Source organism: Gluconobacter sp. P5E10 (assembly GCF_018812145.1).
GTDB lineage: Bacteria > Pseudomonadota > Alphaproteobacteria > Acetobacterales > Acetobacteraceae > Gluconobacter > Gluconobacter cerinus.
Map to the genome: position 1 here is coordinate 131,163 of NZ_JACRVZ010000004.1, position 21,843 is coordinate 153,005.

The 21,843-nt window shown below is 52.2% G+C and carries 13 protein-coding genes; 7 read left to right on the forward strand and 6 right to left on the reverse strand.

Annotated features, from left to right (window positions below; translation table 11 throughout):
• Nucleotides 1–3 precede the first annotated feature (3 nt).
• Nucleotides 4–3,096: an efflux RND transporter permease subunit gene (locus KP707_RS09420; RefSeq protein ID WP_211503090.1), complete on the forward strand. Its 3,093-nt coding sequence runs from the start codon at nucleotides 4–6 to the stop codon at nucleotides 3,094–3,096.
• Nucleotides 3,097–3,273: 177 nt separating this feature from the next.
• On the opposite strand, the gene KP707_RS09425 is transcribed toward KP707_RS09420, so the two are convergent.
• The 4 genes from KP707_RS09425 to KP707_RS09440 all read right to left on the reverse strand — a co-directional run bounded on the left by KP707_RS09425 (nucleotide 3,274) and on the right by KP707_RS09440 (nucleotide 8,496).
• Complete coding sequence (locus KP707_RS09425; protein ID WP_211503089.1) at nucleotides 3,274–4,614, reverse strand: MFS transporter; 1,341 nt, start codon at nucleotides 4,612–4,614, stop codon at nucleotides 3,274–3,276.
• 52 nt (nucleotides 4,615–4,666) lie between these two features.
• Nucleotides 4,667–6,334 (reverse strand): FAD-dependent oxidoreductase, encoded by a 1,668-nt coding sequence (locus KP707_RS17060; protein WP_211503088.1) that lies wholly within the window; start codon nucleotides 6,332–6,334, stop codon nucleotides 4,667–4,669.
• Entirely contained in the window at nucleotides 6,331–7,275 is a 945-nt protein-coding gene (locus tag KP707_RS09435; protein ID WP_211503087.1) for a sugar phosphate isomerase/epimerase, read from the reverse strand. Before KP707_RS09435 ends, KP707_RS17060 begins: the two co-directional genes overlap by 4 nt.
• A 312-nt stretch (nucleotides 7,276–7,587) precedes the next feature.
• Nucleotides 7,588–8,496 carry an ROK family protein gene (locus KP707_RS09440; RefSeq protein ID WP_211503086.1) on the reverse strand — a complete coding sequence of 303 codons (909 nt, stop codon included), beginning with the start codon at nucleotides 8,494–8,496 and terminating at the stop codon, nucleotides 7,588–7,590.
• 216 nt (nucleotides 8,497–8,712) lie between these two features.
• Here KP707_RS09440 and KP707_RS09445 point away from each other — a divergent pair, with 216 nt between their 5' ends.
• The 4 genes from KP707_RS09445 (at nucleotide 8,713) to nagB (ending at nucleotide 14,646) form a co-directional block, all read left to right on the forward strand.
• Nucleotides 8,713–9,852: an ROK family transcriptional regulator gene (locus KP707_RS09445; protein ID WP_046901815.1), complete on the forward strand. Its 1,140-nt coding sequence runs from the start codon at nucleotides 8,713–8,715 to the stop codon at nucleotides 9,850–9,852.
• Between the two features lie 206 nt (nucleotides 9,853–10,058).
• The gene (locus tag KP707_RS09450; protein ID WP_211503085.1) at nucleotides 10,059–12,479 is read left to right on the forward strand and encodes a TonB-dependent receptor; all 2,421 of its coding nucleotides are present in this window, start codon (nucleotides 10,059–10,061) and stop codon (nucleotides 12,477–12,479) included.
• A 122-nt stretch (nucleotides 12,480–12,601) separates the two neighbouring features.
• On the forward strand, nucleotides 12,602–13,852 hold the full coding sequence (gene gluP / locus KP707_RS09455; protein WP_211503084.1) for a glucose/galactose MFS transporter: 1,251 nt from the start codon (nucleotides 12,602–12,604) through the stop codon (nucleotides 13,850–13,852).
• A complete protein-coding gene (gene nagB, locus KP707_RS09460) occupies nucleotides 13,849–14,646 on the forward strand; it encodes a glucosamine-6-phosphate deaminase (protein WP_211503083.1) in 798 nt (265 codons plus the stop codon). Before gluP ends, nagB begins: the two co-directional genes overlap by 4 nt.
• A 125-nt stretch (nucleotides 14,647–14,771) precedes the next feature.
• Here nagB and KP707_RS09465 read toward each other — a convergent pair whose 3' ends face one another.
• A complete protein-coding gene (locus tag KP707_RS09465) occupies nucleotides 14,772–16,988 on the reverse strand; it encodes a family 20 glycosylhydrolase (protein ID WP_211503082.1) in 2,217 nt (738 codons plus the stop codon).
• 911 nt (nucleotides 16,989–17,899) lie between these two features.
• Between KP707_RS09465 and KP707_RS09470 the strand changes: the two genes are divergently transcribed.
• A complete protein-coding gene (locus KP707_RS09470; protein ID WP_099212942.1) occupies nucleotides 17,900–19,192 on the forward strand; it encodes an NAD(P)/FAD-dependent oxidoreductase in 1,293 nt (430 codons plus the stop codon).
• Between the two features lie 9 nt (nucleotides 19,193–19,201).
• Here KP707_RS09470 and KP707_RS09475 read toward each other — a convergent pair whose 3' ends face one another.
• Nucleotides 19,202–20,143 (reverse strand): CDP-glycerol glycerophosphotransferase family protein, encoded by a 942-nt coding sequence (locus KP707_RS09475; protein WP_249202914.1) that lies wholly within the window; start codon nucleotides 20,141–20,143, stop codon nucleotides 19,202–19,204.
• A gap of 222 nt (nucleotides 20,144–20,365) precedes the next feature.
• On the opposite strand from KP707_RS09475, the gene KP707_RS09480 reads away from it, so the two are divergent.
• A complete protein-coding gene (locus tag KP707_RS09480) occupies nucleotides 20,366–21,694 on the forward strand; it encodes a lipopolysaccharide biosynthesis protein (RefSeq protein WP_211503080.1) in 1,329 nt (442 codons plus the stop codon).
• Nucleotides 21,695–21,843 lie beyond the last annotated feature (149 nt).

The window sequence follows — 21,843 nt, forward strand, 5'->3', positions numbered from 1 at the left end:
AATATGCTGGCATTCATTCAGAAAAATACATTTCTCCTATTCGGCCTTGTCGCCGCACTGCTGGTCGGTGGTCTTCTCACTATTCCCGGTTTACCCGTGGAACCGGTGCCAGACATCTCTCCCCGTCAGGTCATGGTTTCTGTTACGGCACCAGGCCTCGCAACGGAGGAAGTTGAAAAACTTATCACCTTCCCGCTTGAGACAAACCTCACGGGGATACCTGGGGTCACTGACCTTCGGTCTGTGTCTCGTACGGGTGTGTCCGCTGTCTATCTGCAGTTCTCGGATGCAACAGACATTGATCTGGATCGAACACGGGTCAGTCAGCGTTTGCAGCAGGCGCGGGATACGATCTCGGTTCCCGGAATATCCATCACGATGGGCCCTCTTGCCACCGGTATGGGCGAGATCATGCAGATTCAGATCACGGGAGCGGGCTATTCCCTTACTGATCTGAATCGGATCATGACGTGGACCGTTGTGCCCCAGCTGAAGCTCGTTCCGGGCGTCGTTGACGTCAATGTCAATGGTGGCGCGGAAGAAACCTTCGAACTGACGCTCGACCCGTCCAGAATGGTTGCATACGGCGTATCCATCCGGGACATCGATCAGGCTATCGAGACCAATAACGCATCGTCCGGTGGAGGCTGGATTGCTCATCACGACGAACAGCAGGTAATTGTCGCTCGTGCGCGGGTGACGGGCCTCGACGCATTTGGCCTGATACCCGTCAAGATGGGCCCCCGTGGGCACGTCATTCGGATCCGCGATATGGGGAAAGTTTCTCTCGGCTCCCGTACGCGTCTGGGTGCCGTGACGCGTGACGGTAAGGGCGAGATCGTCAATGGCGTCGTTCTGATGCAAAATGGGGCCAGCTCAAATGCCACTCTGGACGCGATCAATGCAGCCCTTCCAGAAATTCGGCAGTCTCTTCCACCCGGCATCAAGCTCGACCCGTTTTATACGCGCGCCAGCCTGACCTCTGAAACAATCGGAACGGTCAAGGAAAACCTGGTGATCGGCGCCATTCTGGTAATTGGCGTTCTGATTGTTGTCCTGGGCGACTGGCGAGCTGCCTTTGTCATTGCGTCTGTTATCCCGGCAGCCCTGATCTTCGCCATGGCGGGTATGCGGTGGTTTGGCGTCTCTGCCAATCTGCTGAGCCTAGGGGCCATAGATTTCGGCATGATCGTCGACAGTTCGCTCGTCGTCGTGGAGCATCTTCTGGCCACCCGGGACAAAGCCACCAACAAGAACGACTTCAAAACGCTCGCTCATCATGCACTCCTGAGTGTTATCCGCCCTGTCAGCTTTGCAATTTTCATCATCATTATCGTCTATCTTCCCATCCTTACCCTTCAGGGAATTGAGGGAAAGATGTTCAGGCCAATGGCTCAGACGGTCATCATGGCGCTGGTTGCTTCCCTTCTTTACTGCGTTATCTGCATCCCTACACTTGCGGCATTGGTTATGCGGTTTGGTCTGGTTGATCGGGAAACGCGCTTCGTGCGATTTGTACGCCGCTACTACGAACCCGCACTTGCCTGGAGCGAACACCACGCAAAACTCCTGACTGGCATTACACTCACTACGTTCGCCATAGCCGTACTTGTTGCGTCACGTCTTGGCGGTGAATTTGTTCCCCAGCTTGATGAAGGGTCTCTTCTCGTCACATCGCTACGGCTTCCGAGCGCCTCGCTGGATACAGTTTTACGGGGCGTGACTGAGGAAGAGCGTATTTTGAAGAGCTTCCCTGACGTTGCGACTGTGGTCAGCAACACGGGAACCTCAGCCATCCCCACAGATCCTATGGGTACCGCTGAAACAGATACGTTCGTGTTTCTCAAGCCCAGATCGGAATGGACAACGGCCGGGACTGAAGCCGGGCTTGTCAAAAAGATGAGCGCTGCCCTGAATGAGCGCCTGCCAGACGCAGATTACTCCTGGACGCAGCCTATCCAGATGCGAATGGACGACCTCCTCTCCGGCGTCAGAACGCAGCTCGCAATTTCAATCTACGGAGATGATCTGGGGACACTGTCACGGCTGGCCAATACAACGATCAAGGCAATCAACAGCGTCCCGGGTGCAGCGGATGTGAACTCCGCCAGTGAGGGCACGATGTCCTACATGCATGTTGACGTAGATCGGGATTCAGCGGCTCGTCTTGGGGTGAATGTCTCGGACATTCTTCAAACCATAGAGGCCATTGGCGGCCATACAGGCACGTTCATTACTCTGGAAAACGCCATTATTCCGGCTCAGGTCCAGTTTGCGAGTGACGCTGTGAAATCCATGGATCGCGTGGGCAGGCTCCAGGTACGACGCGCAGATGGAGCCGGCTGGGTTCTGCTCAACGAAGTTGCCCGTATTTCCCTCGTTGATGGGACGTCCCGCATAGATCGTGACAGTCTGCGCAGACGTATCATTGTACAGGCTAACGTCCGCGGGCGCGATGTCGCGAGCTTTGTAAAGGCCGCACAGACAGCAGTTGAAAAGCAGGTTGTCCTGCCCCCGGGATACCGGATGTCCTGGGCGGGTCAGTTCCGGAACCTTGAATCTGCCAGCCGACGGCTCGCTATCGTCGTGCCAATCGCGCTTGCCCTTATTTTTATCCTTTTGGTGGCCGCACTTTCTTCTTTGGGTACGGCAGCTTTGGTCTTCGTAAACCTTCCTGTGGCCGCAACGGGCGGTATTCTGGCGCTCGCCATACGAGGTATGCCTTTCAGTATTGCAGCCGGTATTGGTTTCATTGCCCTGTTTGGCGTTGCCATCCTCAATGGTGTGGTCCTGGTGTCCCAGATCCGGACCTATCGGGACGAAGGCATGGAGGCCGCTCAAGCAGCATTCGAGGCTGCTCGGGTTCGGTTGCGCCCTGTTATCGCAACCGCGTCGGTGGCGAGCCTGGGCTTTTTTCCCATGGCATTTTCCGGGAGTGCCGGAGCCGAAGTAGAACGGCCGCTGGCAACCGTCGTGATTGGTGGACTGGTGTCGTCAACGCTGCTCACGCTTCTGGTCCTCCCGTCCCTCTATGCGTTCTTTTTCAGCCGTCGGTCAGATTTGAAAGGCCCAAAACCTACGTCTTCCGCAGGTTGAGTTGCGGCAAGGCTCAGTATCAGAAGGCCTGTCCCAGTAGCAGTGAAGATGCAAAATTAACCTTTCGCATCTTCACTGCATTATTATCTGATTATTTCATACGTATGCCATCAATCACGGCTGACGGAAAATTCGTAGTTTCTGACACAAACTTTGTTTTTTGCAGTGAAGGCATGATCAAAGAGAAGTAACAGGATGCTCTTTTTCTGTTCCTTGAACTGATTTCCAGAGCAGTAAAAGGCTATACTGTATGATGACGGATACCAGCGGTAGAATAACAAATCCTGCGGTGACCCACGCAGCGGTGCTCTGGTTTAGCACCAGAGATGTAGCGTCATAATGACCATAGGACAGGCAGAGTGCCAGAACGAAGCCAGTGACGCCCATAGACACTTTTGAAATCAATGTATTGATCGAATACGCCAGACCTGCGGCACCGGTCCCGTCAACCGCACGGCCATTATCAATTGCGGCTGCAAGGAAAACATACGATATGGGGGACATCAGCCCCTGCCCTAAAGCCAACGCCACAAAAGCTATCAAAAATCCCGGCAACCATGCTCCGCAAACAAGCATAGTTGCATAAGCTATACCTTGGACTGCTGTTGCCGCAAAAGCTGTCTTCATGATCCCAAAACGGCGCGAGCTTATTGGACAGAATGATGCTCCTGTAAAGCTGCAGACACTTGCAAGCGTCAGGATCGCTCCGCCCAAGGCATCAGTTCCACCGAGCACACATTTCACATAGTAAATTGCAAACCCATAGAGTGCGGCAATGACAATAAACTGTTGAAATACGATAGTGTTGCAAATGAGCCAGAGTCTGTTTTTAAACAGTAATCTCAAGGTTTTACGGATGTCATGGTGCGCAGGAATTGTCGGATAACGCGCGACACAATTTGTGGATACCATCCGCCATAGAACAATACCTACGCAGGAAAGTAGCAGGACGAACATCGTAATTCCCCGCTGCCGGTGAGCGATGCTGCTCCCCCCACCCAGCCACGTAATGGCGGGAATGGTTAACGCGGCAATACAGAACTGTCCTACCTGACAGCCCATCATTCTGAACGAATTCAGATCAACCCGTTCGCGTGCTGACTTGGTCATCATGGGAGCGAGCGCACCATACGGCGTGTTGATACAGGAATATACGGCGCCGAATATAATATACGTTCCCCCTGCCCACAGTATTTTTCCCGTGGGTGAAAGCGGTAACGGCAGGAAACAAAAAAAATCAGCAATACCGAGCGGAATTGCCAAATTCCTGATCAGCGGCCGAATAAAGAGTCCACCTTTTCGATCCACTACCCAACCGATTGCTGGATCGCAGAACGCGTCAAACACGCGTGCAATGAGTAGTATCCAGGCGACAGAGGCTGCTGGAATACCGTAGATATCGGTGTAGTAAAACATCAGATATGCTGACGTTAGACCCCACATCAGATTGGAAGACAGGTCTCCACAACCATAGGCCACTTTTTCACGACGAGAGATCTCGTTTGGCTGGCCTGTCATCACGACTCTCCAATGGCAGAAGGAAACCCTGAATGTGTTGCAAAACTCTGTTTTAGAGGCGCCCCGCTTTTAATTCTGTAGCGAGATGCTCACACGCCCGAATACTGAGCGCCATAACAGTTAACGTGGTGCCGAGTGATCCGCCTGTCGGGAAGCTGGATGCATCCGTGACATACAGGTTGGGGACTTCCCAGCATTGCCCATACGGATTCAGATATGAAGTCGCTGGGTCGCTTCCCATTCTTGCGCCACCACTTTCATGTATGGCGGCCCCAACTACGAGACTTTTCGGAAACATTTTGCGCATGAACCACCGGATTGGCCAAACCTGGGCGGGATACATTCCAGCGCCTTTCTGCCCCAAACCTAAGGGGGAAGCCCAGAAATCAACCAATCCACCGCCACTTTCTATCATGTCAGCACTATCCTGGATTTGGCGCTTTAACATCGCCCGCTCGTTGGAATGGATGCCGCAACTGATGTGAGGAAGAGGAATACCCCAGCGATCCTTTCTGGAATAATTCAGCGTAATCCGATTGTCTTCATAAGGAAGCATTTCACCGAAGCACATCATGGTGACAGGCAGATATCCCTGCGCATCCGGTCCAGCATAACGCCCAATCGACCCCTGATAGGTATAGCCACCGGTGAAAGAGGCATCGTGATGATTGGCACTATTTTCATATCGAGGCACATACATTCCCCCGGTCGCGCCAAATAACGGATGTTCTGGAAGAGTTTCCGGCTGCCCTTCACGCGCGATCGCAGGCCAGCGCCCGAACATCAGGCTGGCACATTGATCCATAAAATATCGGCCTAGGACGCCTGAACTGTTTCCGAGCCCGGAAGAATGTCTTGTACTACTGGAATTCAGAAGCAGCCGGACACTTTCAATGGGGGAAGCGCAAACAACTACGGCTTTTGCGGAGATCGTGTGCCGTTTGCGAGTGCGGCGATGGACAAATGTTACGCCTGTCGCTCTTCCGCTGTCTAAATCGCTTTCAATCTTCTCCACAATCGCTTCAGACTGAAGTGTCGTGCGGCCACTCGCGAGAGCTGCTTCCAAGCCAGCAGGCAGAGGAGAACTTTTGTAACGGTTGAACCGCCACGCCACTGTGTGTCGATCTGCCCACCGTGCCTTCAGAGCGGCTCGAAATCCTTTTTCTTCTGGCGTCAGGATCGCAGGCTCTGCCATGATGCCGTCGGGCGCGGTCTCTACACCATCATTATTCCCACAAATTCCAAGGAAACGCTCAACCTCCTTATAGAACGGCGCAATGTCAGCATAGGACAATGGCCAGTCTTCAGGTCCTGTTCCAAGACTTCGCCCTTTGAAGTCTGTATCAGACCAACGGAAAAGAACGCGCCCAAAGACGTGTAATCGGCCTCCTGTCTGCCTGCCGCGGATCCAGAGAAACGGCCTGTCTTTCGGTGTCGTGTAGCCATGTGCCCAATCATTGACGAAAAGATGCCGGAGCTGCTCTTTGAAAAATGCAACGCGGGCCTGAATAGGCTGCCCCAAGAGCGTTGCCTTCACACGAGGAAAAAGAGCTGTATGAGACCAGTTTCGACCAGAACGTGGCTCGACATCAGATTGCCTAAGCCGCTGGCCAGCCTCCAGAACCAACACCGATAGACCCTGTTCGGCGAGCTCTTTCGCAGCGAAACTTCCAGCAGCACCGGATCCCACAACGATCACATCATAGACGGTGCGGTTCATGCAGACGCCCCTTCAAGGCTGTCATAAATCGTGTTGATGAATTGAACGCCGTCTCTCAGGGCCTCTTCAGGATTAGCACAGGAATCCATTTCCAAAATTGGGCCACATTTTAGGGGAGATTTTTTTAATCGAGTGGCCAACTCCGCAAAGTTGACGCTTCCCTGTCCTATCGGACGAAAATACGGTCGATGCTGGGCATAAATGGTCTCATTGATTTCAACTGAGATGGGCATCACACCTGACGCATCTTTCCAATGCATCGCCACCACACGCTCAAGATGTCGCTCCAGAAGTTTAACCGGATCTCCACCCTCAATGGTAATGTGCGCAGGATCCAGACAGAGAGAAACATAGCGTGGGTCAGTTAGAAGCATAAACAGATCCACGTCCCGTGGAGCGCAGAAGACGGAATTTGCTTCGGTGTGCAATGCGAGAGCTACGCCTGCACGAGCAGTCACAGCCCCCATACGATTCAACAGATCCGCCATAGGCAGGGCAAGCGCCATATCGACAAACTGAACCGGCTCAGAAAGCCATGTCGTACGGCAAGGAAGGCCGACAACCAGCACTTTTCCGCCAACGGAAGAGAGGAATGCTGCTGCTTCGGCAACCGATGTGAGAATTTGCTTTTCTGCAGCGCGGTGCTCGGACAGTGGAATACGGTCGAGGTCTGCGAAAAAGCTGGACCATATAGAAAGGTCTCTATTTTTCAGTTCCTGTACCAGATTCTCTTTGGAACCAAAGGCTTTCGTAGCACCTTTCCAGTCAAACGGAGGAAATGTCAGCTCTATCCCGCTTACACCCGTTTCTGCCTGGGTATCCAGAATTTTTGTCCAGAAGAAGGAAGGGTCTTTTTCTGCGAGACGTGCGATGTCGTCTTCGGAATTTACCCCCCAGAACTCGGGATTATAAAACGTGATCAGATCAGTCCCGGTTTTCATACAGGCTCTTTCTGTTGCCGCTCTCTAAAGCTGAGGATCGGAATAGACGCACTTGAGATGAAGTTCATTATGAAGAAGGAACGGACTGTGTGCAATCGTTTGCCATAAGGCACGTCACTGCAATTTTGCGGACACAATGAGCTGAAAGTCAGGGCGGGTCTAACTGGGTTTAGTGGCTTGGGCGCGCAATCGTGTCTTTTGTCTATACCAAAAACTCAACTGGTCTTCCGCCGCACATAATCAGGCGAGAATGAACCATGATGAGATTCCTCGAATACAAGAGACAAGCCCTTATAGGTAATGGGGGTTCGCCTACACGTCCGCGAGGCAGGCTGCCCCCAGCAATCCGGCTTCCGTCCCGAGTGTTGCCTGAATAAGAAGTGGCGCTTCAGTCGGGTAAAGAATTTTCTCCCTCACGGCACGATCAATCGCCGCTATAAGGCTCTTGGAGTTGCCCAAGCCGCCTCCCACCGGAATGATCGTGCATCCCGTAATGTTAACGACATGCGCGAGAGCAGCAGAAACGTAAGACAGGTAAACCGCCATCGTCCTTTCAGCTTGAAGGTCTCCTCCTTCCCACGCCGTCAGAATGCTGCGGCTATCGGAAACCGCTCCTCCAGCCCAGACGTGCAGGCGCTCAAGCGCTCGCGCTCCTGCTATTGTGTCCAGGCACCCTGCCTGCCCACATCCACACTTAAAGAGTGGAACAATATTTGAATGATCAGGCTCACAATTCATGAATGGCGGTGGCAGGACAGTCGGAGAATGCCCCCATTCACCTGTGATTCCACCCAGGCCAGTTACGATTTTCCCACTGAGTATATGGCCGCCGCCAATACCGGTTCCCAGAATAATGCCGAATACGTTTTGATGCCCCTTCGCAACACCAAATCTTGCTTCCGCGAGAGCAAAACAATCTGCATCATTGGCAATCAAAACTCGCCTATTGGCCTTGGCTTGTAAAAACTCCCCTAGAGACGCGTGCTTAAGGCAGGGAATATTGGCTGCGTGAACAATGCCAGTTTCAGGATTTTCAACGCCTGCAATAGCGATATGCAGGGGAACTTCCGGCCATGGCCGGCACAGTTCGACGAGAGCGTCTACAAACGCGGTCATGTCATTAACTGGCGTCGGCACAGCGGTTCTGTGTTCCAGTTTGCCTCCTGGCCTCACAGCGGCAAAATCGATGAATGAACCACCTATGTCTGCACAGAGAATCATATATGCGTCCGCTTAAGAATGAGGCAGCCCCGTCTGAAACGTGCAGTAGCAGTCTCGTCGGCGAAGCGATTTTAGTGAGGCAGATTCACCACGTTCGTTATCCGGTTAAAGAGCGAGACGTTCTTTGTAAATATGTTGATGTAATTCTACGGTTTATAATTTAGATAAAAAATTATCTCACACCTAGCGTCTCCTGCGAGACGAGCAGGAAAACCAATGCTTTCAGCTGGCCACTACCAGATCCTCAGCACTCTCAGTCGTGAAGGCTCAAAAAGTCGAACCGAGCTGGCTCAATTCCTGGGGTTAAGCAAAGCGACTATTTCCGGATTGGTCCGAGATCTCCTCGACAAAGACATCCTTTCCGAACGGGAACTCGTTTTCGGAGTAGGTCGGCCATCTGTCTCCTTGGCCGTCAGAGCGGATGCTGCATGGTTCATAGGCATTTCCATGCAGGACGATCCGATGGTGCTCGTGCTGACCGATCTACACGGCACAGTACATGCACGTGTAGAACTGCCTCGGCCTACAGATCCAGATGAATGCATCAGCGCCCTTGCCAGAGCAACTGAGCAACTACGGCAGACCATGGGAGAAGCAGGAGACAAGCTTTCCGGGATTGGAATTGCGCTTCCCGGGTTTGTCTCTCGAGACAGACATACCTGCGTCGCTTGCACTGCTTTGGGCTGGCGGGACGTCAATATCGGCACGGCAATGGCAGAGAAGACCGGGCTGCCGACATGGGTTGAAAACGATGCCAAGGCCCTGATCCTTGGTGAGGAACTCTTTGGGCCTCTCAGAGGGAGCCCCGATTTCAGCATGGTTTTCGTCAGCCATGGCATCGGCTGTGCGCATATCGTCAATGGGAAACTACTCTGGGGCAACTCGGGCGGAGCCGGAGAAATCTCACACGCTCCGGTAACGCTAGAAAATTCCGATGCCCTTCCCTGCCGCTGCGGTAACAAAGGGTGCCTGGAGACAGTTGCTTCACTGCTCGCCATCTCCAATTCAGCACGAAAGATTGGCCTTCCAACTAGTGCTCAGGAGCTCACAACCTTGGCTACAAGCGGCAACCCTGAAGCACTGACAATTCTGCATCGCGCAGGATCGGCTATGGGTATCGCGACAGCGCAACTCATCCAGATGCTGGATCCAAGCCACGTTGTCGTGATGCTCGACACAGCATTGAGAAACGGGGTCTACGGGCATGCACTTCTCCACGAAGCAGAATCTCACATTCTGAACCGCGTTGGCGCTCGGACCATGATCCATTTCCGCGATTTTGAACCAGATAGCTTTGCTAGAGGGGCGGCAAGTTTGGCCGCACGATATTTCATTTTTGGCCAAGACGACGTTTGAACCCGCCCCAGACAAAAGAAACCACCAAAATTCGTGCTTTTTTAGCAACAGTTTTGAATGCAGATCGAAAATTGTTTTGTTCGCATTATGAATTAAGTTTCGCTTCTTTGAGACCTATTGCGTACTAAAACACGGCTCTGCATGATGATTGCCATAAAGAAACGAAAGATCGGCGCTGAGACGGGCCGTAGAGTGGAGTTGTCACAATGCGCATAACATTCCGTCAGCTTTTGGTTTCCTGTGTCACGATGGCCAGCCTCGTGAGCGTAAGTGCTAACGCACAGGATAACAAAGCTGCCCCCGCCTCATCCAAAGGCTCCTCAACCACCAAGGCTTCTGCCACGTCTCGACATTCCAACTCTTCAAGCCCAGGCCCTTCCGTTCTGGGGCAATTCACCCCGTCGGTAGAAGAGATTTCCGTTACAACCCATTCCCTATCGGCAACGGGCGTTACGAACCGCACCCCTGGCGGCGGTCTCATGCCGCATCAGACGGCTCCACGATCCCAGAGTGGAATCACGCGTGACTTTATCGCCAAGCAATCGCCCTCTTCCAATATCACGTCACTGGTTGCGGACCTTCCTGGCGTTACCGTTTCAAGCCAGGATCCCTACGGCATTACTGGCGATCATATTCAGATGCGGGGCCTGAACCAGACACAGATTGGCTACCTGTTCGAAGGCGCTCCCCTCGCCGATCCGATCAACTATGCGCCTTATACCAGCACACTGGTTGATACAGAGAACCTTGGGGCTGTTACGGTTTCTCAGGGATCGCCTGACCTGAATGCGCCATTCTACAATGCTGTCGGTGGTCAGATCACAGCGTCTGCTCTCAATCCATCGAAGAAAGCTGGTGGCTTCATCGATGTTGCTGGCGGGTCTTACAGCTTTAACAAAGAATTTCTTCGCCTCGAAACGGGCAATATTGGCAACTCAGGCATTCGTGGGTTCGTGTCATTCTCGCACACGAGTTATAACAACGGCGCCCGTGGACCAGGCGGCCTATTCCGTTATCACGTCGACTCAAAGTTCGTAAAAGAATGGGGCGACGGGAACAGCATCTCTGCAATGTTCTCCTATAACCGTCAGCAGGCAACATCATGGCGGTCGCCAACGATGGCGCAGTGGAAGCAATACGGCGTTGGCTTTGCCTATTCCCCGACGTTCTCTCCGGGCAATGCCTCTTATTACAAGCTGAACCAGCAGAACCTGAATCAGCAGCTCGTCGTCGTGCCGATGCACTTCACACTCTCAGATCACCTGCATCTCCAGGTAACACCCTACTATGTGCACCAGTTCGGCCCCTCTCTTGGTGGCGAGAACATTCCTGCGAGTGGCGGATATTACGGAACACAACAATACGGCAATCTTGACCGTGGAACGGTTGTCAATGGCAACATCCTGACGTCCAGCCGTGACCCGTGGAATCAAAAGACTGGTGGCCTCAATACTTCTGCAGACTGGAACATCAGCAGAAGAAATACCTTCTCGTTCGGCTGGTGGTACGCGTACACAACACATGAAGAGCTTTCAGATTTCACGCCAGTCAACGCAAACGGTGTGGGGCTCTCAGGGGGCGTGATTCGACTAAACGGCAAGATCTTGTCCGGTTACGACCTGAATTTCATGCAGCAGGTTAACACGCTGTTTATTGCTGACACCCAGAAGCTCCTGAACGACAAACTGACGCTTAGCGCAGGCTTCCGGGTTGCTATGGTGTCACGTCAGGGTACCAACCTGATCCCAGGCGCTGATCCCTACAAGATGCAGGGCAACTATTTCGAGCCGCTGCCGCAGTTCTCTGCCAGCTATCAGATCACCAAGCAGGATCAGATCTACATCAACGGTACCACGTCTTTCCGTGCGCCAGAATCTGTTGAAGCCTATTCCCAGATTTTCGATCCGAATTCTGCCCATGCTGTGATGCAGCCGCAGAGCCTGAAACCTGAATATTCGATCAGCGAAGAAATTGGCTATCGTCATCAGGACAAACTCTACAACTTTGCGATGTCACTGTTTAATATCAACATCACGAACCATCAGGTCACATCAACGGGCTACATCCCGGGTACGAACATGATGGTTGCGTCCCCGATCAATATTGGTGGGCAGACGTCTCGTGGTGTTCAGGCCGAATTTGGACTGGCGCGCTGGCACCATTTCAGCCCCTATGTGTCTGGTCAGTTCCTGCACTCAACGTTTGATAATGACTTCAACACAGGCAGCGGTCTCCTGCCGACGGCCGGCAAGATTGCGGTTGGCGCCCCGAAGTTCACTGCTGCAGTCGGCCTGAACTATGATGACGGGCACTTCTTCGGCAACTTTGATCTGCGATATGTGGACTCCCAGTACACGACGTTCATGAACGACCAGAAGATGCCGTCGTACATTACGTCAAACATCGCACTTGGTTACCGTATGAACTCTTATGGGCGTATCAAGCACCCACAGATTCAGTTGAACCTCACCAATCTTGGCGACAACCATTATCTATCCGGTTCGAGCTACACCTCCAACGCCAAGGCCCACCTGACATCCACAGGTGCGACCGCAAATGCCAGCGCACCAGTTTATTATGTTGGTGGCGTGTTCGCGGCGATGGTCTCGCTTTCCACAGGCTTCTAATTCCCACGACAGGCTGCTGATCACATCAATACTGGTCAGCAGCCTATTGAGAGGGCGATCTTTTGTTCAAGTTTCCCATATCGAGCCCTGCCGGGGCTTATGGATGGCGGCCTGTTCTTATCATGGCCGCCCTTTTTTTCAGCATAGGGTTTGTTACCTGGCTGAATGGACCCCTCATCACTTTTGTACAGGTTGCCTTCAACCTTAGTGACGTGGCGTCCTTTCTTGTTCCCTTGTGTTTTTATCTTGCATATTTTGTCTTTCCTCTTCCCGCGACCTTGCTATCCAAGCGGATTGGCTTGCGACATGGCCTGGTTGTATCACTGGCCATTATGGCCGTTGGCACCGGCCTGTTCGGGGAGTGTGTCAACGCACGTTGGTATGCAGGGGCGCTCAGCGGATTGACAGTGATTGGCGCAGGCCTCTCCCTCCTTCAGATCACAATCAATCCCTATGTCAGCTTCCTTGGCGATCACGACCGCGCGGCTCAGCGAATTGCCATTATGGGGGTGGCGAACAAGTTCGCAGGCATTGTAGCCCCTGCTCTGTTCGCGATTATTGTCATGCCGCACGTCGGAGACGTTGCGGCTAGCATCCATAACACACCTGCCGGACCGGAACGCGACGCTATACTTACAGGCTTTACCAATGCCGTACATACGCCGTACCGCGTGATGGCTGGCCTGCTCGGGCTGTTGGCATTTCTTGTTGCGCGATCCTCTCTCCCTGAAATTACAATGGAGCAAGACGTTCCAGCACAAAGTTCAGGGCGCCGCAGGAATTCGCTCAGACTAGTCACTGGGGTACTTGCCATGTTTCTCTACGTGGGCATTGAGGTTTTGGCAGGGGATGCGATTGGGCTTTTTGGGCGCTCTCACGGCCTCGCTCTCGATGTAACCAAGTATCTGACGGCTATGACTCTCGCATCAATGATGGCTGGATATCTTGTTGGTATGGTCGTCGTTCCGCGGTTTATTACCCAGGAACGCTACATGATTGTGTCTTGTATTGTTGGGGTTTTCATCTGCCTGATAGCGCTAACAACACATGGGATCGCACCCGTGCTGTGTGTAGCATTACTGGGCTTCACCAACGCCATGATCCTACCCGCCCTTTTCCCCATTGTACTAGCGGAAGCCGGTGCTGACGGCGCAAAGGCAACAGCCTTCCTGGTCATGGCCTTTTCCGGAGGGGCTGTGCTCCCTCAGATATTTGTTCATCTGATCCCAGAACTCGGAACAACATCGGCCTTTATGGGACTAGTAATCCCATCCTACCTCTTCATCGGGCTTTGGATGACTGTTATCCTGATAAAAACTCAACCAACGCTCGCTAACCTTGTCAAAACGCCTGCAGGAGCTCCCGAGGCATGAAAATCTTGATTTGCCCGGATGCGGCATCCGCTCGAACTGCCGCCGCCCAAGTTTTGAAGCGTCAGATAGTAAAGAAACCCGCATCCGTCCTTGGGCTCGCAACTGGGCGCACAATGGAAGCAATCTATAAGCTTCTTGTCACGGAACACCGTGAAAGCAATCTGGATTTTTCGTCCGTAACAACATTCAATCTGGATGAATATATCGGGCTAGATGCTGCGAACGAGCAGTCTTACCATTACTATATGCAAGAGCATTTGTTTTCGAAAGTTAATGTTTCGCCGAACAGCACGCACGTTCCTAATGGTGCGGCAAGTGACGTAGATGCAGAAGCCAAAAATTACGAAGCCGCTATTGCTCGGGCTGGAGGTATCGACCTTCAACTTCTTGGGTTAGGCCAAAACGGGCATATCGGGTTTAATGAACCACTTTCTTCACTGAACTGCCGAACACGCGCCATCACTCTTGCTCAGACCACGCTTGAGCAGAACGCGGAGATGTTTGGGGGCAACCCAGACAGCGTTCCCTCTCGGGCCATCACGATGGGAACAGCAACAATTCTTGAGTCACATATGGCTCTCATGGTCGTCACTGGCCCATCTAAGGCGCAAATTGCAGCACAGATGATTGAAGGGCCTGTTACTGCAGCTGTGCCAGGATCAGCATTGCAATACCATCCATCCTGCCTGGTCATTTTAGATAAAGATGCAGCATCTGCGCTCGTTGCGCGCGAAGCCATCGATTGGCAAATGAAGCACGATCCTGAACTGATGGCTCTGATGGATTGTTTATAAGTCATAGCGGGGCAAGATTTTTGTTCTCTGCCCCGTCAATTCTCATCATGTTCACGACCATAATAGAAACAGACGACTTAATCCGGCGCTGGGTATGAACCCCGTTGCGCCGGAAATAGCAAACCTTACCTGGCGCTTTGAACCAGTGCGTGAATTCCTGGAACGATAGCAATCAGCAAACCGCTCGGCGGAATAACGCGCTCCTTTCCTGCAAAGCTTGTCGGGTCGATCAACGTCAAATCCTGTTCCGCCAGCAACTGCTGAGCCTTTTTGTGCCAGGCACGATTATGAGCTCCAGGTTCCATTGCCTCCAGCCCGATCAGTGCCAATTGAGAGAGCTGCTTAGAGACAGGCTCAGCCAACTGGAGCTGAGGCGTCGTCGCAACTTGTTCATAAGCTGCATCATTAGCTGCCCAGACACTCAAGGAGGCTCGAAGCTGAGCGGCGGCACTTTTGTCCCCTGCGGCATAGCGCTTTGCCAGAGCGTTGAATTCTATGGCCTTGAAGCTATCCGGCGAAGCAATAGAGGCTGGACTTTTGAGCATCGCATCCCCTGTGGGGGCTGCCAAATGGTTCAACGCATAGTTCTGCACCGGCACAGTGACGGACGTTAGCACCGTAAGTGGAGTAATGTTGCTCGGTGTGAGTTCTGCAATCATCCGGTCCGTATGCTCGCGCGCAAGAAGGCCCGTGCTCTCGAGTTCATTCATGACAACGGGAAGCCTACGATACAAATCGTCAACATCCTGAACTGTTTCCGGCGACCAGAAGCGCTCAGCAATCGCTGCCGAACGCGGCCATAGCCGTGCATCCAGCATCTCATCAGATACAATTTCCGCCCACAACGGCGCTTCCCCGCCGAGGACCAGCTTGCGTTGGGCTTCGTCCAGAGGCGCCATATCCGGATCTGGAGCAAAGGCACGTTCTAGGCGATCCAACGTTTGATGACGCAGCCGCTCGGCGTCTTCAGCGCTTATATTAGCCGGGCGCGTCGCATCCGGATCAACGGCATAGTGGTTGGCTGAAGAGTACAGAAGATCCAGATAGTATCCGGCAGACACAACTACCGGGTGGCCAGCCTTCGTGGCAGATCCAGTCCATTTCGCATTTCGCCAGACTTCAACCACAACATCTTTCGGAATGGGCGCTTCGCTAACTTCGTCCCACCCCATCATGATCTTGCCTTGCGCGGCCAAAGCCTTTTCAATCTTGGCCGTGAAGGCTGCCTGAAGCGCTGGGACATCTTTATAGCCATTGGCCTTCATGTAAGAGACGATCGCCGGGTTATCCAGCCACTGCTGATCCTGAACCTCGTCCCCACCCGAATGGATATAGCGATCCGGAAAAAGCCTTCCGATCTCAGCATAGAGATTTGCTGCAAAATCAATCACCTGAGGACTGACCGGGTTCAGTGCCGCATTATTCAGATTGGGCCTGCGGCTACAGTTCGTCGTTGTCTGCCCATCCGCTGAACTCGTCGTACATGCTCTGCCCGCAGCATCAGTCACGAGCACGGGTTGTTGCGCGGCTAGCTCTGGATAGGCTTGCAAGAGAGAAAGCGTATGGCCTGGAATATCGATCTCTGGAACCACCCTGATCCCACGATCGGCAGCATATTGAACAATGCTTCGCACTTGGGATTGCGTATAATACTGGTGATGGGCGCCAACATCCTGAAGCTTCGGGTAACGAAGGCTCTGGATCCGGAAGCCGGTTCCATCACTCAGATGCCAGTGTAGAACGTTGAGCTTTGTGAGTTCCATCGCATCAAGCTGGCGCTCCATAGTCTCGACAGACATGAAATGTCGGGAGACATCAATCATGAGGCCACGCCAGGAAAACCGCGGGGCATCCTGAATATCGCCCTCAGCAATCTGGCGCCCTGACGGACCTGCCTGCACAAGTTGCAGAAGAGTAGCGAGGCCGTGGATCACCCCTGCCGGTCCACCTGCCTCAAGTTGAATGTTCTGCCCCTTTACGGACAGACTGTATCCTTCCCGTTCATTTACCGTCAGATAAGCAGGGTCCTGCCCGGCTCGAATATGCAGGACGGTTTTGGGTTCGGTGTTATCTGAACCGCCCTGTAATTTTTCCAGCCGACCGAGAAACCGGGCCACGGCTCGCTGTTCAAGAGCTGTGGCTTTTCCGTCCCAAACAATCTTCACACCTTGAAATGGAACGGACCGGTCGCTCAAAGTCATGTGCGCGGGAACAGGTAATAAAATCGGGCTGGAAGACAATGCCTCCTGGGATTGCGCATGCGCCTGAGACAAGGAAAATGCGCAGACACTACTGAGCAAGACCCCAGAAAGTGCGAGAGCGTGCTGAAGGCGTTTTTTCACGAACTGTTATCCTGATCAGTTAGGAGAGATTTTCGCGGTTCACATAAAACTTCATGAGACAGGGTCTCGGGGCGGTGATCCGAAGACGTCATAACTGCATCAATGCGTCAGGCTCATCGATGCAGTCGGGGGGGGCTTAAAAAGGGAAAAACTTCGGCCATAATTCAGAGCAAAGTCTCTCATTCGACGTCATCTCTTCACTACTCCCCCGAAAGATTTTTTGTATTCTTATTACGGGATAGGAATTAAATCTCTGTCAATAGATTTTCATGTTGCATTAACGATGCCAAGATTGTTTAGGCGAAAAACTTAATCAAGAGCGGATAAAGCCTCTCTCAAAGCCCTATTTAGGTTCACACACACCACAATTTTGAAGCTCGTGGATGACTTAGAAAACGATGCATCCATCGTTTTTCATTAGTCGTTTGCTCCACTCAAAAGATAATCCTCCTCGCTTCAGCATGAGAGCGCTGCCTGTAGAAAAACGAAGATGTATGATTTTTGAATCAGGGAAATCATTCTCGCGACATGTTTCCTTTAGAAGGAAAGACAGGCAACCCTTTGCACAGTCAAAGACGGAAAAGAATGCTGTCTTTTATCGATAAAACAATCACCCACGATGAATTTGCACAAAAATAATCGCAAATAATAGAAATATATATTCTAATTTCACATATATTTTATCAAAAAAATAGGTTTGTATTTCGATTTAATCAAAGTAAAGAATTGTGTATCCGCAATAAGCCTCGCGCCATAAATATGAAATCACCAGAATATTACTTTCTAGAATTTCAAAAAATTCTAATGTCCACCACAACGTTCGTGGCCAGTTCATCCGGCTTCTACTCTCCCCGGAAATGTTCTGTATCACTTCCTTGTGCCTGACTCCTATAAAGGGGGCGAGAAAATCAATGGCGTCTAAATCTGAAATTCTGATTGTTGGTGGTGGCGTTGCAGGCCTGGCTCTGGCGACGCGGCTTGGAAAAGCCATGGGAAAACCGGGAAAAGCCCGCATCACGCTGATCGACAAAAGCTTTTCCCATGTTTGGAAGCCAATGCTCCACTGCTTTGCGTCAGGCACGGTGGGAAACGAAAACGATCGTATCAATTTCATCACTCAGGCCAGCGGTCATCATTTCGAGTTCTGGCCGGGAGAAGTTGTATCACTTGATCGAGAAAAGCATGAAGTTGTCCTCAGCCCTCTTCATGCTTCCGATGGGACGGTAGTATTGGAAAGCCGAACCATTAAGTATGACACCATAGTCATCGCTATTGGTAGTTGCGCCAATGATTTCGGCACACCAGGCGTCAAGGAACACTGTCTTTCCATTGATAACCTGGTCGAAGCAAATGCTTTCAATGAAAAATTCCGAATGGAGCTTCTACGATCATTCGCGAATAATTCGGAACTGGATATTGCAATTGTTGGCGGCGGAGCAACGGGCACCCAACTCGCCGCAGAATTACACAAAGCACTCGAAATAGTCGGGCCTTATAACCTCCATGCTTTTGGCAAACCGCCACCGAAACTGCGTGTGACTCTCCTCCAGTCAGGGCCACGTATTCTTCCGGCCTTTCCGGAATCAGTGTCCGCAGCCGCCCAACAGGAACTGGAACGGATTGGGGTAACGGTTCGAACATCAGCACGTGTCGCGGGGGCAAACTCAACAGGTTTCATCCTAAAGGACGGATCTCAAGTCTCGGCAAAACTCCGGGTCTGGGCTGCAGGTGTAAAGGCTCCCGAAGTTACGACAACTTACGGCGGTCTTGCTCTGAATAAAACTGGGCAGATCCTGGTCAATCCAAACCTGTCTTCAATCGCAGATGACAGGATCTTTGCCATGGGAGATTGCTCATTCATCGAGAACGATCCCCTTCCCGCAACCGCGCAGGTTGCCAGACAGCAGGCTCGGCATCTCGCACGTTACCTGCCCGCCTGGATCGAAAAGGGCCAGAAGGTTCCAGCCTGTATCTTTCATAACAAGGGCGCCATTGTCGCCTTGGGGAAATACAACGGCTGGGCAGCGCTCCCCGGAGGCACCGTGTGGGGTGGCGGCGTATCTCATGGTTTGTCAGCGAGGCTTGGACACCTAATGCTCTACAGAAAGCATCAAGTCGAAATTTTTGGCCTCTATCGCGGTCTGATCTCTTGTTATTCGGATTGGGTGGAGGGTTTTGTACGACCTTCTGTGCGACTGGACTAAACGCCGCTATTAGCGGTTCAAGAGACCTCGGATAACATTTGCGCCACGACGTGCTGCGCCCGGAGAACGATCGCCGAGCGACTTGTCAGCCATCTCTTTCTGGCGGTCACGATACAGTCTATGACGTTCGGGCGCGGCGCGGATGACATTTAGAAGATCCTTGGGGTCATCCACGACATCTCCGAAGTGCCAGTGCGCAAAATCAGGGTTGTTTCGCCAATCAATCTGATGAGCATTCAGGAAAACGCACGGCCGAGGCGTCTCCAGAAATTCGTAAACCTGACTACTCACATCTCCTACGTAAATATCAGCGGCAGATGTGTACGTCATATCGACACAGCGCTCAGATCCAGTGTCGATCAGTATTTGAGAATTGCTTCGCTCATTCCAGCTATCCCGAACTGATTGCCTGCGCCGCCTGAACATCTTTGTATGCGGCGCAACAATCAAATTAAAATCAGACTGCTCGGAAAACTGCTCAAGCAGAGGCTCAATAAACCGTTTCCAGGATGACAGCCCCCTCGCCTTATGAGCATTGTAAAGCACCGTTGGGCGTTGAATGGAAAAGAACCGTGTTACATCGGGAAAGAGCTTGCAGGTTTCAAGCTTGACTGATCCGATCACCGAGTGATTTTCAGGCTTGATCAGCGCGTTTTCCAGCATTCTTTGAGCCGATTTTTGGCCCGACAGAAGAACGTAATCAAATGCTTTGACTTCGCTGGTGAAGCCACGCGCACGATCACCGCAGCCATGTGGAATATAGATCAATTGAGGAGACGAAATACCAAGTCGCCTCGCGGAAGCGACAGTATCCTCAACCGTTACAATGGCATCGTATCGATCCAGCTCCGCAGCATTATCGCGCAACACCATATCCTTGAACATTCCCAGAATACGGATGGACTGCATCGCAGCGGTCGGCAATGATCGACGAAGTGGCCGATACTCCATTTCAGGAGCTCCCGCCGCGTAACGAACTCTTTCTAGGTGATATGGTGTTTCCGGATCGTTGTAAAAGTTTGTAATATTGACTTTATCAGATTGAGCTAATTCCAGCGCAATTGCCGCAGCGTGATAACACTGATAAGATTCAGCAATGTACAGAAATGCAACGTTCTTCATGTCTAAATATATAGTTTTCTCTCATTTGGTAAGCAAGCACCATTGAATACCATGTCACGAGAAAACGGATTACTGAAACGTACGCTGTCAAATCTTGCATGGCTCCTGGCAGGCAAAGGCGTTGGCGCAGTTCTGAGTCTGATTTATCTGGGACTGGCCGTTCGAACGCTGAAGAGCGAAGGTTTTGGCCAGTTCACACTCGTGTTCAGCACAGCCCAGGCCATCGCTGCGTTCGTCAGTTTTCAGACGTGGCAAATTATTATCCGGTATGGCGTGCGTCATGTAACGGCACAGGATGAACGCGCCCTTTCGCGCCTTACAGGATTCTGTATCGGCCTTGATGTGTCTGGGGGCATAGCCGGATGCCTCATTTCATGGGGCGGGGTTACTCTTCTGGGCCCACTGCTTGGTTGGTCCAACGCCCTGTCCAATGCCGCACTTGCGTTCTGCTTTGTTATCCTACTGTCAGTCCGGTCCACCGCTGTTGGTCTGCTGCGGCTGCACGACCGTTTCGGTGTAGGAGCCATGGCTGATGCTGTTACCCCGATCGCACGGTTTATTGGTGCGATTGCCGCAACCTTGTGGAATCCAACAGTCACAGGCTTTCTTATCGCTTGGGCTATCGCCGATATTATTACAGCGATTGCTTACTGGGTGTGCGTCCTGTGGACCATGCCACGATCTCTTCGCATGAGTGATCTCCGGCAAGGGTGGCGAGCCCCGCGAGAGAACCCCGGGATTTGGCGTTTCACCTGGCTTACAAATCTGAATTCAATCATCGGGACAGGCTGCAATAATATCGTACTACTGCTTGTTGGTATTTTTACAGGTGCCACTGACGCAGGCCATTACCGCTTGGCGTATCAGCTCAGCCAGGCACTTGTCCGCGTATCAGAAATGTTCTCCCGAGCGGTATTGCCAGAGCTTGCCCGTGCTCATGCCAGTCAGGAAGCTGATAATATAAGACTATTACTTCGCCGTTCGACTGGTCTCGCAATCGTTGTAACGGTGGTTATAGCAGTAGCTTTAGCGGCCGGGGGACGTCCGGTTCTTCAGTTAGTGGCCGGACATGCTTATTTAACCGCCTTCCCTCTACTCGTGACGCTTGGCATTGCCGCCTCGCTGGACCTTATAGGCGTAAGCTTTGAACCCGCCCTTATTGCGACTGGCCACGCAGGCCGGGCACTTCAGGTTCGCATTGCTCGAACAGGGGTTTTGTTCGCAACGCTTGCTGTTCTGATGCCATATCTTGGCACTATGGGCGCCGCCTTGGGCATGGTGGCTTCAGCAATTCTTGGCCTTGGGCTTTCTGCCATTACAACCAGACAGGCACTGGCAAAGGCCCAGAAACTCTCTGATACGCTCACCGACAGGCCTTGAACGGAAATATTACGCAGCCATCTGGTCAGAGCCGGAAAGAGAGAGTAGCACATCCGGTATGGATCGCCGGATCAGGAACTCAGCATATCTATTGGGCTTTTGGCCCTTGGTTCTGCTTGCCTTATTGGCACGCCTGACGTTTGGTAGCC